General features: G+C 29.8%; 16 protein-coding genes. 1 reads left to right on the top strand and 15 read right to left on the bottom strand.

What is annotated here, in order from left to right:
* Positions 1-158 precede the first annotated feature (158 nt).
* On the top strand, positions 159-1,520 hold the full coding sequence (locus T369_RS0104460; RefSeq protein ID WP_210727755.1) for an FAD-dependent oxidoreductase: 1,362 nt from the start codon (positions 159-161) through the stop codon (positions 1,518-1,520).
* A gap of 40 nt (positions 1,521-1,560) precedes the next feature.
* On the opposite strand, the gene mtrB is transcribed toward T369_RS0104460, so the two are convergent.
* From mtrB to T369_RS0104385, 15 genes are all read right to left on the bottom strand, one after another.
* Positions 1,561-1,764: a trp RNA-binding attenuation protein MtrB gene (gene mtrB, locus T369_RS0104455; RefSeq protein ID WP_031552280.1), complete on the bottom strand. Its 204-nt coding sequence runs from the start codon at positions 1,762-1,764 to the stop codon at positions 1,561-1,563.
* A 23-nt stretch (positions 1,765-1,787) separates the two neighbouring features.
* A complete protein-coding gene (gene folE / locus T369_RS0104450) occupies positions 1,788-2,348 on the bottom strand; it encodes a GTP cyclohydrolase I FolE (protein WP_006363431.1) in 561 nt (186 codons plus the stop codon).
* Positions 2,349-2,415: 67 nt separating this feature from the next.
* Positions 2,416-2,688 carry an HU family DNA-binding protein gene (locus T369_RS0104445; RefSeq protein WP_003144688.1) on the bottom strand — a complete coding sequence of 91 codons (273 nt, stop codon included), beginning with the start codon at positions 2,686-2,688 and terminating at the stop codon, positions 2,416-2,418.
* Between the two features lie 186 nt (positions 2,689-2,874).
* Positions 2,875-3,885, bottom strand: a complete 1,011-nt coding sequence (locus tag T369_RS0104440) for an NAD(P)H-dependent glycerol-3-phosphate dehydrogenase (RefSeq protein WP_031552275.1) — start codon at positions 3,883-3,885, stop codon at positions 2,875-2,877.
* 150 nt (positions 3,886-4,035) lie between these two features.
* The gene (locus tag T369_RS0104435; RefSeq protein ID WP_031552272.1) at positions 4,036-4,923 is read right to left on the bottom strand and encodes a YidC/Oxa1 family membrane protein insertase; all 888 of its coding nucleotides are present in this window, start codon (positions 4,921-4,923) and stop codon (positions 4,036-4,038) included.
* A 142-nt stretch (positions 4,924-5,065) separates the two neighbouring features.
* Positions 5,066-6,352: a solute carrier family 23 protein gene (locus T369_RS0104430; protein WP_006363435.1), complete on the bottom strand. Its 1,287-nt coding sequence runs from the start codon at positions 6,350-6,352 to the stop codon at positions 5,066-5,068.
* A 160-nt stretch (positions 6,353-6,512) separates the two neighbouring features.
* Positions 6,513-7,097: a peptidylprolyl isomerase gene (locus T369_RS0104425; RefSeq protein WP_031552269.1), complete on the bottom strand. Its 585-nt coding sequence runs from the start codon at positions 7,095-7,097 to the stop codon at positions 6,513-6,515.
* Positions 7,098-7,151: 54 nt separating this feature from the next.
* A complete protein-coding gene (gene thrS / locus T369_RS0104420) occupies positions 7,152-9,095 on the bottom strand; it encodes a threonine--tRNA ligase (protein WP_031552266.1) in 1,944 nt (647 codons plus the stop codon).
* Positions 9,096-9,431: 336 nt separating this feature from the next.
* Positions 9,432-10,628 (bottom strand): leucine-rich repeat domain-containing protein, encoded by a 1,197-nt coding sequence (locus T369_RS0104415; protein WP_031552263.1) that lies wholly within the window; start codon positions 10,626-10,628, stop codon positions 9,432-9,434.
* Positions 10,609-12,177 (bottom strand): membrane protein, encoded by a 1,569-nt coding sequence (locus tag T369_RS0104410; protein ID WP_031552260.1) that lies wholly within the window; start codon positions 12,175-12,177, stop codon positions 10,609-10,611. The genes T369_RS0104415 and T369_RS0104410 overlap by 20 nt, the downstream gene beginning before the upstream one ends.
* A 3-nt stretch (positions 12,178-12,180) precedes the next feature.
* Positions 12,181-13,143 carry a glycosyltransferase family 2 protein gene (locus T369_RS0104405; RefSeq protein ID WP_031552257.1) on the bottom strand — a complete coding sequence of 321 codons (963 nt, stop codon included), beginning with the start codon at positions 13,141-13,143 and terminating at the stop codon, positions 12,181-12,183.
* A gap of 16 nt (positions 13,144-13,159) precedes the next feature.
* Positions 13,160-14,191: an L-threonylcarbamoyladenylate synthase gene (locus tag T369_RS0104400; protein ID WP_031552254.1), complete on the bottom strand. Its 1,032-nt coding sequence runs from the start codon at positions 14,189-14,191 to the stop codon at positions 13,160-13,162.
* Positions 14,192-14,235: 44 nt separating this feature from the next.
* On the bottom strand, positions 14,236-15,024 hold the full coding sequence (locus T369_RS0104395) for an energy-coupling factor transporter transmembrane component T family protein (RefSeq protein WP_031552251.1): 789 nt from the start codon (positions 15,022-15,024) through the stop codon (positions 14,236-14,238).
* Entirely contained in the window at positions 15,021-15,902 is an 882-nt protein-coding gene (locus T369_RS0104390; protein WP_031552248.1) for an energy-coupling factor transporter ATPase, read from the bottom strand. Before T369_RS0104390 ends, T369_RS0104395 begins: the two co-directional genes overlap by 4 nt.
* Positions 15,887-16,708 carry an energy-coupling factor transporter ATPase gene (locus T369_RS0104385; RefSeq protein WP_031552246.1) on the bottom strand — a complete coding sequence of 274 codons (822 nt, stop codon included), beginning with the start codon at positions 16,706-16,708 and terminating at the stop codon, positions 15,887-15,889. Before T369_RS0104385 ends, T369_RS0104390 begins: the two co-directional genes overlap by 16 nt.
* Between the last annotated feature and the right edge of the window lie 66 nt (positions 16,709-16,774).

Below are 16,774 nucleotides of genomic sequence, written 5' to 3'. Positions count from 1 at the left end.
TAAATATAAATTAATGTAAAAAGAACATCTTATTTATGAGTTTCAATCAATAATCTCAAGCAAATTATTTTTATATCAATTTATAACATGTTAAAATTCTATTTGTATAAAAAAGTAATTATACGGAAATTAATTCAAAATAAAAAGGAGGAAATCGTATGAAATACGTAGTTGTTGGAACTTCTCACTTCGGTTACGAAGCAGTTCAAACTATTTTAAAAAATGAACCTAATGCTGAAATTCATTTATATGAAAGAGGCGCTGGGGCTTCATTTATGGGATGAGGTAGTCAATCATATTTAGATGGGACATCTAAAGCATTATCTGAACTACACTTTGCTAATGAAGAATCTTACCGTTCTCAAGGGATTAACATCCACTGTAATAGTGATGTTATTAAATTAAATACAGAAGAAAAATATGTTGTAGTAAAAACACCTGCTGGTGAAGAAAAACAGTCATATGATAAATTATTATTAAGTCCTGGAGGAGTTGCTGTAAAGCCTCCATTTGAAGGAATCGAATTAGAAAATATTCACACTTTCCGTGGACCAGAAGACACACAAGCTGTTTACGATTGTATGCAAAACAGTAAAAAAGCGGTAGTCGTTGGTGGGGGTTATATTGGACTTGAAGTTGCTGAATCTTATGCAAAACAAGGAATTGATGTAACTATCGTTGACTTTGCTCCAAGAATATTAAACACATACTTAGACCAAGAACTTACAGATATTTTAACTGAAGAAGGTGCTAAACATAACCTTAAAGTTCGTGGTGGGGAAAAAGTTCTTTCATTTAAAGGTGAAAATGGAAAAGTAACTTCAGTTGTTACAGACAAAGGTGAATACGAAGCCGATACTGTTATTGTTTCTGTTGGTGTTCGTCCAGATGCTTCTTGGTTAAGTGAAGAATTAGAGATGACTGAACGTGGTTTCGTTGTAACTAACGAATACTTAGAAACATCAGCTAAAGATGTTTATGCTGGAGGAGATTCTACAATTCTTCCTTATGCACCAACTCGTGGAGAGTTACCAATTGCATTGGCAACATTAGCACGTCGTCAAGGTGTAGTTGCTGCATTAAATGCAATGGGACAAAAAACTAAAATGCCTGCAGTAAATGGTACTTCTGCATTATCATTCTTTGATTACAAATTTGTAAGTACTGGATTATCACAAAATGGTGTTGGACTTTATGATGGTAAAGTTGCTTCTAAATATGTAGAAGAACGCATTTACCCTGATTTTATGAGAAAAGAAAACAATCTTGTTCATATGAAAATCTACTTCGATGAAGATACTCACAGAATTTTAGGTGCTCAATTTATGTCTAAACATGATATTTCTAGCGCTATTGCAGCTTTATCAATAGCAATTTCAGCTGAATGGACTCTAGAACAATTAGCACTTGCTGATATCTTCTTCCAACCGGAATTTGACCGTCCATGGCACTTCATTAACGTACTTGCTATGGCTGCTTTAGACTATAAACTTGGTGGAGCAGATAAATTACTATTCTAATATTAATAAAAAAATCGCAGATTATTTTCTGCGATTTTTTTTATTCAGAAACTACTTGATCAAGATTTGATACTATTCTTGCTCTACCCTTAACTTTAAAATTTACAATATTATCAAAAACATTAAGAATAATGACTTCACCTTTATTTAGTATTTCAAGAACTTCTTCATTATTAGTTTTTTTTGTTATTACTTTTACATTATCAACTTCTGCCCTTATAATAATATAACTAATCTCTTTCATAATTTCCTCCACGTTATTTCAAATTATAATTTAATTTTATATTGAATATCTTTAACTAATTCTGAATCTTCTAAGAAAATACCAGTTTTTTTGCTAGTAACTGTTTTTGATCCTATTTTTTTAATTCCACGCATAGCCATACACATATGCTCCGCTTCTATTATTACATAGACACCTTTAGGTTGTAATTGCTCCTCAATTGCATTGACTAACATTAATGTCATATCTTCTTGAATTTGTAGTCTTCTACTAGCACTTTCGACTAGACGTGCAAGTTTACTAAGCCCTGTTATTTTTCTGTTATTAGGAACATATGCTATGTGACATACTCCATAAAACGGAAGCATATGATGTTCACATAATGAATAAAACTGAATATCTTTTACTAAAATAGGTTCATCGTTATCTGACTCAAAAAATGTATTAATTTCTTCTTTGGGATCAACATTTGTTTTAGATAATAATTCTTCATACATATTTACACATCGTTTAGGTGTATCAAGTAATCCAGCTCTTGAAGTATCCTCTCCAATATTTTCTAATAAAGTTTTAATTAGTTGTTGTGATTGTTCTTTATTTTTCAAAATTAACCTCCATTTTTAAAAAAAAGAAGTTACTTTTTAAGTAACTCCTCTTCTGAATTAAATTTAATTATTTAACTGCGTCTTTAAGAGCTTTACCAGCTTTGAATGCAGGTACTTTGCTTGCAGCGATTTCAATAACTTCGTTAGTTTGAGGGTTGCGTCCTTTACGAGCAGCTCTTTCTCTTACTTCAAAGTTACCAAATCCGATAATTTGGATTTTTTCACCTTTAGCTAAAGTTTCTTCAACTGTTTCTACGAATGCTTCGATAGCTGCAGTTGCTTGTTTTTTTTGTAGTCCTGATTTCTCAGCAACTTTTGAAATTAATTCTGATTTATTCATTAATTCTTTACCTCCATAATTGAGTAACGGTTACCCGTTTCACTTATTAAATATTACCATATAAACACTGAATAATCAAGCTTTTACTAACGAAAAAACTAAAAAATCAGCATTTTTTTTCAGTTTTTTATCAAAAAACTAGTATTTCATCTTAAATGTATATAAATATTATCCCTGTATATACCCTTATTCAAATTTATTTAGTTCTTCTGCGGCCATTTTTTTCATTAAATTATCTGCACATTCATTTATACTAAGTCCTTCATACAGAACTTTATAGATATTTTCAGTTATTGGCATATACACATTATATTTTTTCGATAAGAAATAACATACTTTAGTTGTTCTAACACCTTCAGCTACCATATCTAATTTTTCTATAGCTTGCTCTAATGAATATCCTTGTCCTATTAAATAACCACAATTATAGTTTCTAGAGTGTTTAGATGTACATGTTACAACTAAATCACCAATTCCACCTAATCCTAAGAAGGTCATTTCATCTGCACCTAATTTTTTTCCTAATCGTGTAATTTCAATTAAACCACGAGTAAGTAAAGCAGCTTTAGCATTATCTCCATATTTCATACCATCAATAATTCCACAACCTAAAGCTATAATATTTTTTAGGGCTCCCCCTACTTCTACACCCACTATATCTTTATTTACATATATTCTAAAATACTTATTGTGGAAAATTTCTTGAGCCACTTTAGTTAGTTCATTATTCTCAGAAGCTATTGCAACAACTGTAGGATTTCTTAATACTAATTCTTCAGCGTGCGATGGCCCACTAAGTACCCCTACACCTTTAAGGTTTTGAGGATCTATTTCATCTTGGATTACCTCTGACATTCGTTTATTTGTATCCATCTCTAATCCTTTAGAAACATGAATAATGTATTTTGGCTTATCTAAATATTGATTAATTTTATTAGCTGTTTCTCTCATAACTTTTGTAGGAACCGCTATTACGATAACATCTGCAAATTTAACCGCTTCTTCTAAATCACTAGTAGCTTTAACTTCATCAGGAAGTACTATATTTTTTAAGTATCTACTATTAGTATGGTTATTATTAATTTCATCCCTTGCTACTTCGCTACGCGCATAAAGTAACAATTCATTTTTATTATCAACTATTGCTTGTGAAAGAGCTGTCCCCCAGCTTCCAGCACCTATTACTGATACCTTCATGTCTTCACCCTCTTTTTTCTTATTACTAAGTATATTATATCAAATATTTTGATATATTCCAAAATAATAGCTATTATTTTATAACACTTATATTTTTTCTCATAAAACAAAGAAACCTTAAGTAGTTTTACTTAAGGTTTCTTTATAAAATTATTTACGTTTTTTCTTGTTTGAAACAAGTGTTACTTTATTTGGATCGAACTCTTGTTTTTTCTCTTTTTCAGGTTTATATGGTGGGTAAATTTTATATCCTAGATATGTTTGGAATATTAAGAATAATCCCCCAACAATATAATAAACGGCTACAGCACCAGCCACCCAGAATGAGAAGACTGCAATCATTACAGGACTTAACCATTGCATCATTTGCATTTGTCCCTGCATTGCTTCTTGACCCGGTTGTACTAATGGTGGATTTATTGCCATAGTTAATTTAGTTTGAGCTGCATAAACCAAGAAAGCTATTATTGGTAATACATATGATCTTGTTCCTAAACTAAATATTCCTAAGTATGTAGAATCAATAATTCCTGCTGAATAAAGCGGATTTGTTAGCGTAAAGAATAAACCTGTTAAGAATGGCATTTGAATAAGTAATGGAAGACATCCTCCTACACTGATAGGATTAGCATCATATTTTTTCATAATTGCCATTTGTTCTCTTTGAAGCTCCATTAATTCAGCACGAGCTTGTGTTTTTTCTTCATTAGATATTGCACGAGCTTCTTTTTCACGAGCAGCTTTTTGTTTAGCTTGAACAACTTCTAACTCTGGACGAGCCAATACTTGCCCACGACGAGCTTTATTTTGTGTTTTATAGTTGTTTAACATAAATGGTAAGATTATAATACGTACGATTAATGTAATTATTACAATTGACCATCCCCAACTACCAACATATTCATGTATTTTACTTAAAAACATATCCATAGGTTTTACAAATGTTTCATAAAATGTACCACTTCTATCTTGTGCTGAACACCCTGATAAAAAGAATACACTCGCAAAACCTAGCATAAGTGCAGATAATTTTTTCAATTTCGGACTCCTTAATAAATTATTTTTTAAAAATTAAAAAGAAGGTAAATCATTTACCTTAACTAATTCTAATTACCTAGTAAATTATATCAAAATAAAAAGAGGTAGTCAATAAAAGTTTTACTACCTCTTAGAAATATTACTAATTTTTACTATTTTTTTCTTTTGGAAGGAATGCATTTAATAATACACCACTGATAGCTGCAAGAGCCATCGCTGGAAGTTCAAAGTTAATACTTTGAAATTTTAACATTGCTCCGCCAACTCCAAGAACTATAATAACTGATGAGATCACTAAGTTTCTATTAATACTTAAATCTACTTTTTCATCTACTAACATTCTTAATCCACTAGAAGCTATTATACCAAATAATAATATTGAAACTCCACCCATTACTGGTGATGGAATCGTAGAGATTAACGCAGAGAACTTACCAACAAAACTTAAGATAAGTGCAAATACTGCTGCCCCCCCTAATACGAATACTGAAAATACACGAGTGATTGCTAGTACACCAATGTTTTCTCCATAAGTTGTACTTGGTGGTCCACCTAGTAATGATGCGAACATCATTGCTGTACCATCAGCTAAGATAGAACGGTGTAATCCTGGATCTTTTAAGAAATTACGACCAACTACTTCTGATAGAACCATTTGGTGCCCTATATGTTCATTTATTGTAACTATAGCTATAGGAACCATTGCAAGTGCTGCAACATTCCACTCAGGTGTATATGTTACGAATGGAACTGTAAACTTAGGTAAGCTAAACCATGGTGCATCAATAACTGGTTGGAAGTTAACTAAACCAGCTATAACAGCAACGATATACCCAAATATAATCCCTAATAATACTGGAATTTGTTTTGCAAAGCCTTTTAATGCAACACAGCAGAAAATTGTAGCTGCTAGTGTTATTAGTGCTACTGTAAAGTATGTTAAATCATATACCTTAGCATCTCCAACTTTTTTGTTCATAGCCATATCTATAGCTGTTGGTGCTATTCCAAGCCCAATAACTATAATAATAGGTCCTACTACAACTGGAGGTAAAAGTTTTAATAACCAATTTACTCCAAATTTATAAATAAACATTGCTACAACCCCGTATACTAAGCTGGCTAAAAATGCACCAAGCATAGCTGTTTCAACACTATGAGTAGTAGATAATACAATAATAGGATTAATAAAAGCAAAAGAAGATCCTAGATAAGCTGGAATCTTACCTCTTGTTATAAATAAATACGTTAAAGTTCCTATTCCTGATGTTGTTAATGCTGTACTAGCTGGCAATCCAGTTAAGATTGGTACTAATACTGTTGCTCCAAACATCGCAAATAAGTGTTGCAAACTTAGTGTTATCCAAAGTGCCAAACTAGGTTTTTCGTTAACATCTAAGACAGGTTTTATTCTTGTTTGTTGTGACATTACTCTTCTCCTTTTTTTATTCAAACTTTCATAATTATACCACAATGATAAGCATATTTAAAGTTTTTTTGAAAATTTTTTTTATTTTTTCAAGATAAAAATTAACTATACAATTATTTGAAAAAGCAAGACTATTACTATAGTCTTGCTTTAAAGCATATTATTTTACAACTATTTCAGTTATTACTACATCTTCAAGAGGTTTATCTTGAGCACCAGTTTTCACAGCTGCGATTTTATCTAATGTTTTTGCACCAGAAATTAATTGTCCAAATACTGTATGGCGGTGATCTAAGTGAGGTGTCCCTCCTAGTTTAGCATAACCTTCAACAGCCTCTTTTGGCCATCCACCTTGTTCAAGTGCCTGTAAAGTTCTAGCATCTAAATGTGAATTTTGAACTATAAAGAATTGACTTCCATTTGTACTTGGTCCAGCATTAGCCATACTTAATGCACCATAGAAGTGGAAATAATCCATTGAGAATTCATCTTCGAAACTATGTCCCCAAATTGATTCTCCTCCCATACCTGTTCCAGTTGGATCTCCACCTTGAATCATAAAATCTTTAATAACACGATGGAAAATAACACCATTATAGTAACCATTTTTTGCATGAGTTAAGAAATTTTCTACTGCTTTTGGAATATCTTTTTCAAATAGTTTGAAACTCATATCACCATGAGTAGTTTTAATCTTTACTCTTACTTGTCCTTTTTTTACATTTTTTGTTAATTGTGTTAACATTTTATCTCTCCTTATTACGAGAAGGGATGATTATCACCCCTTCTCTATTATTTTTTAAGCATTTTTCTCGATTAATCTTTCATTTATTTCTTTTAAGATATTTTCTTTGAATTCAGCAAAACTTTCTTCTTTTTGGTCATGAGAACCAAATGTTCTAACATTAACCGCTTTGTTTTCAACTTCTTTATCACCAATTACTAAAGTATAAGGAATTTTTTTGTTAGCTGCTTCACGGATTTTATATCCAAGTTTTTCATCTCTATCATCAATAGCAACTTTTACACCTGATTTTTTAAGTTCTTGCATAATCTCTTTTGAATAATCATAGTGATAATCGTTATTTACCGGAATTATACGAACTTGGTTTGGTGATAACCATGTTGGTAGGTCCCCTTTATACTCTTCTAGTAAGAAGGCAACCATTCTTTCCATAGTAGACACTATACCACGGTGAATTACTACTGGACGGTGGGCTTTTCCATCTTCACCAATATATTCTAGTTCAAATCTTTCAGGTAATAAGAAGTCTAATTGAATAGTAGAAAGAGTTTCTTGTTTCCCTATAGCAGTTTCTACTTGAACATCAAGTTTTGGTCCATAAAATGCCGCTTCTCCTTCTGCTTCTACATAATCAAGACCTAATTCGTCTGCAGTTTCTTTTAACATTTGTTGAGCATTATTCCACATGTTGTCATCATCAAAATATTTTTCAGTATTTTCTGGATCTCTGTATGATAAACGGTAACTAAAGTTTTTAATACCTAAGTCTTTATATGCTTCTTCAATTAGTCCTACAGTTAGTTTAAATTCGTCTTTAAGTTGATCTGGTCTAACAAAGATATGTGCATCATTTAAAGTCATTCCACGAACACGTTGTAAACCACTTACTGCTCCACTAGCCTCATAACGGTGCATCATACCAAGTTCAGCGATACGTATTGGAAGTTCACGATAAGAGTGACGTTCATTTTTATAAACCATCATGTGGTGAGGACAGTTCATTGGACGAAGAACCATTGTTTCATGATCCATTTCCATTGGTGGGAACATATCTTCTTGATAGTGATCCCAGTGCCCACTAGTGATATATAAATCTTTAGATCCCATTATTGGAGTATAAACGTGGTCATACCCTAGTTCTACTTCTTTATCAACTATATATCTTTCGATAGTACGACGAATAGTTGCACCATTAGGTAACCATAAAGGAAGTCCAGCACCAACTTTTTGGCTAGTTGTGAAAATACCTAATTCTTTACCTAATTTTCTGTGATCACGTTCACGAGCTTCTTGTAATCTATGTAAATGTTGTTGTAAATGCTCTTTTGTGAAATAAGCTGTTCCATATATACGTTGTAACATTTTATTATCACTATTACCACGCCAATATGCTCCAGCTACTGATAATAATTTAAACTCTTTAATTTTAGAAGTTGAAGCTACGTGTCCTCCACGACAAAGGTCAGTGAAATCACCTTGTGTATAAACAGTAATAGTTTCATCTTCAGGTAAATCATTAATTAACTCAACTTTGTATGGATCATCAGCGAAAATTTCTAATGCTTCTGAACGACTAACCTCACGTCCTTCAATAGCAATATTTTCGCTAACAATTTTTTTCATTTCTTTTTCAATATTTTTAAAGTCTTCTTCAGTAACTTTATATTCAGAATCAAAGTCATAGTAGAATCCACCATCTATAGCTGGTCCTACACCAAAGTGCACATCTTTTCCATATAGTCTTCTTAATGCTTGAGCTAGTAAATGAGCTGTAGAGTGACGAAGTACATATAAGCTGTCTTGGTCTTCATCGTCAGCAACTATAAGTTTAAGATGTCCGTCTTTTGTAATTGGTTTATTTACTTCGATATAGTCCTCATCTAATTTTGCAGAAATAACTTTTTTCTTAAGACTTACACTGATACTTTCAGCGATTTCTAACGGTGTTTTATTATCATATTCTCTTACATTTCCATCTGGAAAAACTAATTTAGCCATATTAAGGTCTCCTTCTTTTTTATGTATACTTAGTCTAACTTATAAAAAATAAAAAGTCCCTCCTCTAGCAAAGGCTAAAGAAGGGACGAATAATTTCGTGGTACCACCCAAATTCGAAGTAATTTACTTCCTCTTTGTGAATAAAGCTCACTAACTATATTATACTTATAACTAGGTAGTAATATATAACGCTTATAGATATTTTCAGCACCATACCCTCTCTTAAATAAGTTAGATATATATCGTATCCTAAGTATACTTTTTTTATTTCATTAATGTAATTCTAGCACAAAGACGAATGAATTTCAAGGGTAAATTCATTCGTCTTATTATTTTCTATTTATTTTTTTTCCAATAACCCCTAATTCCAGTTACAGTAAATATCAAAATTAATAGCATAAAAATATAATTTTTCAAACTAAAATACTTAGAAGCTTCTGTAGTTATTATTTCTAGTTTTTTATCTATACCATTTTCTTTCTTAACATCCATATTTGTTTTTTCAAATTTACTTAAGTCTGAATCACTTATTTTAGTATTTTTGACTGCAACATAATAAATATATTTTAAATCATTTAATGGACTAATATCACTTACTGCAGTATTAGAAATATCTAAACTTGATAGATGTTGAACTGTTCTTAGTACATTAATATCTTTTAATGCTATATTATCATTTAACATTAATCTATATAAATATCTTTTTCCATCTAATGGTGTAATATCTTCTATATTATTTTTATACAGGAGCAATTCTTCTAAATTATCCAAATCTTTAAGAGGTCCTATATCTCTAATATCATTTTTATCTAAATACAGTGTTCTTAAAGTTTTTAGATTCCCCAGAGGTTTTAAATCTTTAATAGCATTTTCTTCAGCAACTAGGCTTTCTAGTTTTTTCGCATTCTGTAAAAATGTTATATTGTCTAGACCTATTCCAGAAATATTTAAACTTCTTATATTATCCAATTTTAAATTATTAGGTAAATAATCTTTTAATACACTATTCATAGAAATATCTAATGATTCAACATTAAGGTTGTTTAAAAAGTCTAAATTATTCATTAAATTCTTTCTCAACACTAACTGTCTTAATTTTTTAAGTTTACCTAAACTTTCTGGATTTTTGATTTTATTATTAGTTAAATCTAAATCCTCTATATTTTCTAATTTCTCTAATGGTGTTAAATCTTCAATAAAGTTATTAGATAAATTTAAGTTTTTCACATTAGTAGCATGTTCTAATCCTTTTAGAGAAAAAATATTTTTCCAAGGTAAAGATAAACTAGTAAACTGTTTCATCATATCTACAGTTATTTCTTTACCTGTAAAATTTTTATTAATATGAAACTTGTAGTATTCTAGTAAAGCTTCTTTTAAATTCAAATCATCAAACTGTATTTTCTCACCATTCTCTATTTCAGAAAAATTCTTTTCACTAAAAGGTACATAAATATCATTTGCTGCTACAGTTGGTGCTACTGTTAATCCAAGAACCATAGCTACAAGAGTTTTACATATTACTTTTTTCATTCTTTTCCTCTTTTGTTTTTTTATATTCTATTATTTTATTTCTAAAAATAATTAATCCATAAGCTGCTACTGGTATTAAAAACACAAAGTATGGGAATACATATCTACTTTTTGCTTCCCATATCATATGGAATAACGTTCCTCCAATAAAAGCAACAGGTATAATAGTTAGAACTTCCTCTTTTTTTCTAAAAATATTTACCGCAAAAATAAAGCTAAAACTATAAACAAATACTTGAAATACTTTCATTATAAACATCAACACATGATGTGTTTCATTGAAGTAAATTTGTTTTATAAAAAAGTCTTTAACTTTCTCTAATGTTGTCTCGTTATCAAAGTTTCTTTGTGGAGCAGTTACTAATAGACTCTGAAAAGAAGGCTCTATAAATTGATTTTCATACTTTCTCTCATAAAAATCAAAAGCATACCTTGGATTATTTCTAAAAACTGTAAGTCTTTGTTTTATTGAGTCTTTAGAAATTTCTGTGATACGTTCTGCATCAAAATCTTCTTCTGGCATAATATCATAGTTAAACCTATTCCACCAGCCAGCTTCCCTATCACCTTCTTGCATTCCCATAGCAATCCATGTTATTTTTGGTACACCCGGTGCTATTTCTTTTTGACTAGTTGCTTCATAATAATTATAAATTATACTTTTAGATGCAGTCATTAAAAATAAACAACTCAATATAAAGGCTAAAATCTTTTTATCTTTTTTTCTAATAAAATATATTATTGCAGCTGCAAAGATAGCTATCATATGTATCATATTATTTCCAATAAATAATATTGCAATGTTAATACTTATTGCACTAACTACCAATAAATACCACTCTTTTTGTTTTGTATATTTTATGAAATAGTAATATGCTACTAGAGTAAGAAACATTCCAGGCAATATTCCGTACACAAAAGCTACATAAAACACTAGCGGAAAACATAAAGCACTTAATATCACAACTAGATAGTTTGTATCTTCATCCTCAAATAATATATTTGATATTTTATATAACATAAAGATAATAAAGCTTATTGAGAAACTCTGCATTATATATAATATGAAAGTTGCTCGTCCAAATAACGATAGTATTATTTGAAAGATAAACACTGTTGTTATTTGGTGTGAATAAATATATAAATAATTATTTCCTTTTTCAAGACCACTATAATTACCTCTTATAAAATTATTAGCCTGATCAATTACGTTAAAAGGATCAAATTGCACATAGTCACGACGTAAAATAGCAAATAGAATACTAATTATAAAACTATAAATCATTACTATTAAAACTAATCTCTTTACACTTATAATTTTTTTAAAATATCTAGCTAATATTAAGATAACTATACTAAATATTATTAGGAAAATAATATTTAGTATAGCATTGTCGTTCTCATAAAATAGTGTTTCTTGATAATCTTTAGGAAATATAGCTGTCTTTGTTAATACTAATAAAGTATTTAATCCCATTAGTATAAAGAAAATTACAGCAATTACTTTTACAAAAAAGTTAGGTAATTTTTGCATTATTTCCTTAATCATAGATTATTCCTTCTCATTTTTTTCTTTATTTAAAAATTGTTCAATGATAAATCTTGGACGTTCTTTTGTTTCTAGATAAATTTTACCTACATACTCTCCAACAATACCTAATGAAATCATAATCATTCCACCGATAAACCACATAGATATCATCATACTAGACCACCCTGGTCTTGCAAATCCTGCAAAATAGCTATATAGAGTATAGAAGAATACTAGTGTTGCTATGAAAATCATAAGCGCCCCACCTACAGTTATAAATCTTATTAACTTAACTGAAAGTGACGTAATTCCTTCAAATGCGAAAGCTAACATTTTTGATAATGGATACTTACTTTCTCCTGCAAATCGCTCTGCTCTTTCGTAAGTAACTATATCATTTGGGTATCCTATCATAGGTACTATACCACGTAAGAATAGATTAACTTCTTTAAATTCAGCTAATCCATTTAATGCACGTCTACTCATCAATCTATAGTCAGCATGGTTAAATACTGTATTTGCACCTAATTTTTCCATAACACGATAGAATGCTTCAGCAGTAAATCGTTTAAAGAATGTATCAGTAGTACGAGCAGATCTCACACCATAAACTATGTCACATCCTGCTAAATACTTTTTCATCATTTCATCCATTGCATTAATATCATCTTGTAGGTCAGCATCCATAGATATACTAACATCACAATGATCTTTAACCGTCATTAAACCAGCTAACAATGCATTTTGGTGTCCACGGTTTCTACTAAGGTTTATTCCACTAAATAATGGATTGTTTTTATGAAGTTCTTCAATAATTTCCCACGTTTTATCTTTAGAACCATCATTTACTAAAACAACTCGACTTTCAGGTGAAATTAAATCTTCTTCAATCATCGAATTCATTTTATCTTCTAATCTTTTTGCAGTTTCATTTAATACCTCTTCTTCATTATAACAAGGTATAACTACATATAACTTTTTCATCGCTAATCTCCTATTTTTATTTTTTACTTATAGCTTTATTTAATCTATTTAATAAAGCCACATTTTCTTTATTTTCTTTTATTGGTAATATATATATTTCTTTTATATTTTCTTCATCAAACTCTCTTAGAATATTATATAAATTTTTATTAGATTGTTCAACACTTTTCTCAGAATCTGCTAAATATTTTATGGATATGTTTAATCCCTTTAGTTTATTTTTATAATTATCATATGTTATAAACCCTGTTTCTTTACCCTTAGTTTTTAACAATTCTAGCAAGTCTTTAAAAGAATGTCTATATAAAATCAATTCTGCTTCTGGTGAATAATGTCTATATTTCATTCCAGGAGCTATCGGAGCCTGATTTTCGCTAATTATCTCGTCATTATATACTACGCTACCCTCTCCTAAGACATTTTCTATATCTTCTTTAGTAATATCTCCTGGTCTAGCTATTATAAGTGGGGTTCTAGTACAATCAATTACTGTACTCTCTAAGCCAATATCTGATTGTTGATCTTCAATTATAACATCAATTCGCCCATTTAAATCATGATACACATGTTCATATTTGGTTGGCGATGGTTTACCACTTGTGTTTGCACTTGGTGCTGCTAAAAGAACTTTTGTTTCCTTTAATATTTCTCGTGCAGTAGTGTTAGAAGGCATTCTTACAGCTAACGTATTAAGTCCGGCAGTAACATTTTTCGAAATACCATTGTTTTCAATAGCATTTAATATTAATGTCATAGGTCCTGGCCAAAACTTATCTATTAATACTCCTACTCTATCGTCAGCATAGTCAACAATGTTATCTAGTTGTTTAACATCATAAAAATGGACTATTAGGGGATTATCACTAGGTCTACCTTTTGCCTCATAAATTTTTGATATTGCTTTATCACTAGTTGCATCAGCACTTAAGCCATAAACAGTTTCTGTAGGAATTGCTACTAGTTTATCACTTTTATAATACTGTCGTAACTTTTTGTATATTTCTGCTTTATTTTTACTTTTAGAAATATTTATTATTTCTGTATCCATAGAATCTCCTTTATTGTATTTAACGTAAACATATCTAATAAAATTTATTTTAAGATAATAAATACTGTAGTTACAATTATTAATAAATAACTCAAATAGTCAAATTTATCATATTTAAGTTTCTTATACTTACTCCTTTTAATTGTTGTACTATATCCTCTTACTTCCATTGCAGTAGCAAGCTCATCGGCTCTTTTTAGAGTTGCTATAAATAAAGGTATCAATATTGGAATGAACTTCTTTACTTTTTGCATTAAACTTCCTTCATTAAAATCAGAACCTCTCGAAACCTGTGCATTTATTATTCTGTTTGTTTCTTCTATTATAGTTGGAATAAATCTTAAAGATATAGATAGTACTAATGCAAAAGTAGAAATTGGAACACCTATTACCTTAAGAAACCCTAAACTCTTCTCTATTGCATGAGTTATTTGACTTGGAGATGTTGTAGCCATAAACACTACCATTACCATAACAACAAGAATAAATCTTACAGTTATTAATAAAATTCCTAATAAAGCACCACTATATATTTTCATAAAAGAAAGGTCTAATACTACACTTCCTGATTTATTAAAGAAAATATGTACCAATGAAGTAAATACAATCAGAACTATAATTGATTTTACACTTGATAACAACATATTAAAGCTCGTTTTTGACAAAAATGCAACTGTTATAAAGATTAAAAACAATAATGAAAATTCGGCTATACTATGAGCTATAAATATATCCACTAAATATACTATTACAAAAAATAGTTTTGTTCTCGGATCAAGATTATGAATAACTGTATCTAGCGGTATGTATTTACTTATTAAAGAATTATTCATTTACTTCTATCTCCTATTAAAAGTTTTACACTTTCTATCATTTCTTTATAACATCGAGGAAATGGGATAACTATCCCTTTACTTTTTAGTTCTTTATAGAACTTTAATACTTCTGGTAGATCTAAAGAATTCTTTTCAAGTATTTGCTTATTTGAAAATAACTCTTCTGCTGTCCCTGAAAAATCTAGTTCCCCTTTATTTAAAACAAATATCTTATCTGCATATTTCAAAACATAATCCATATTGTGTGTAACTAGCACAATTGTCATATTTTTCTTCTGTTGCAATTCTTTTATTAAGTTCATAATATCTTCTCTACTTTTATAATCCAATCCAACAGTTGGTTCATCTAAAATTAAAACTTTCGGATTTAGCGCCAATATTCCACATAAAGCAACTTTTCTCATTTCTCCACCTGAAAGTTCAAAAGGTGATTTTTCAAGATAATCTTCGCTTAGCCCTACTAACTTCACAAGCTCTATAGCATTCTTTCGAGCTTCCTTCTCATTTACTCCATAATTTAATGGTGCAAACATAATATCTTTCAAAACAGTAGTTTCAAAAAGCTGTTGTTCTGAAAATTGAAATAGTACAGCAACATCTTTCCTAATTTCTCTTAGTTTTTTTGCTAATTCTTTTTTTTCTCTTTTATTTTTTGGAAAAGTAATTATAGTATCGTCTACAATTACTTCACCACTATTTGGTACTAGTAACCCATTAATATGCTCGATTAACGTAGATTTTCCACTACCTGTTTTACCTACTATAACGTTATATGCTCGCTCTTTTAATTTCAAAGTTACATTTTTTAAAACTCTTTTTTCAAAAACTGTCCCTTTATTGTAAGTGTAGTCTATATTATTTAGATTAATTTGCATATTTTTTCTACTACACTCCCTTCATCTTCGGTAATATTGAAAATTTTTGAACCTAGTTGGTCATTTAATTCATTTTTTACCCTTTCTAAAAATGGAGTTTCTAAATTAAACTTATCTAGTATATCAGGTTCAGCATACAACATATTATAGTTTCCAGTAAATACAATTTTACCTTTATTCATAATCTCTATATAATCAGAATAAATACTTTCCTCAGCATCGTGAGTTATTGAGATAATTGTTATCTCATTTTCTTTATTAATTTTTTTTATATACTGCAAAATTGATTTTCTAGCCTTAGGATCAAGCATACTAGTAGCTTCATCTAAAATCAGTATTCGAGGATTTAAAGCTAATGCTGAAGCTATTGCTACACGTTGTTTTTGACCTCCAGAAAGAGACACGGGTTCATACTTCCTATACTCAAGCATATCAACCGCTTCTAATGATTTTTCAATAATACTATCCATTAGTTCACTTGGTATATTTCTATTTTCTAAACCGAAAGCAATATCCTCTTCAACAGTGGCTCCTACAAATTGGTTATCTGGATTTTGAAAGACAACTGCTATACTATTTCTAATTTCATCATATACTTCTTCAGTATATTCAGTACCATTTATTAGTATCTTTCCATCAGTAGGCTTATGTTGTCCGTATAATAACTTCATTAATGTGGACTTTCCACTTCCGTTTTCTCCTAATATACTAGTCCAACTACCTTTCTTTATATTAAGATTTATATTTTCTAGTACATTTTTTGTTGAATTAGAATACTTAAAAAATACATTCTCAAATTTTATCATTATCTTTACCTACTTCTTTAAAACATCATTTCATTATATCAAATTCCACCATTTTTCACAAATTTT

Source organism: Gemella sanguinis ATCC 700632, from assembly GCF_000701685.1.
GTDB classification, from domain to species: Bacteria; Bacillota; Bacilli; order Staphylococcales; family Gemellaceae; genus Gemella; species Gemella sanguinis.
Note: the sequence above shows the minus strand (reverse complement) of the source record. Positions and strands in the feature narration are given on the sequence as shown.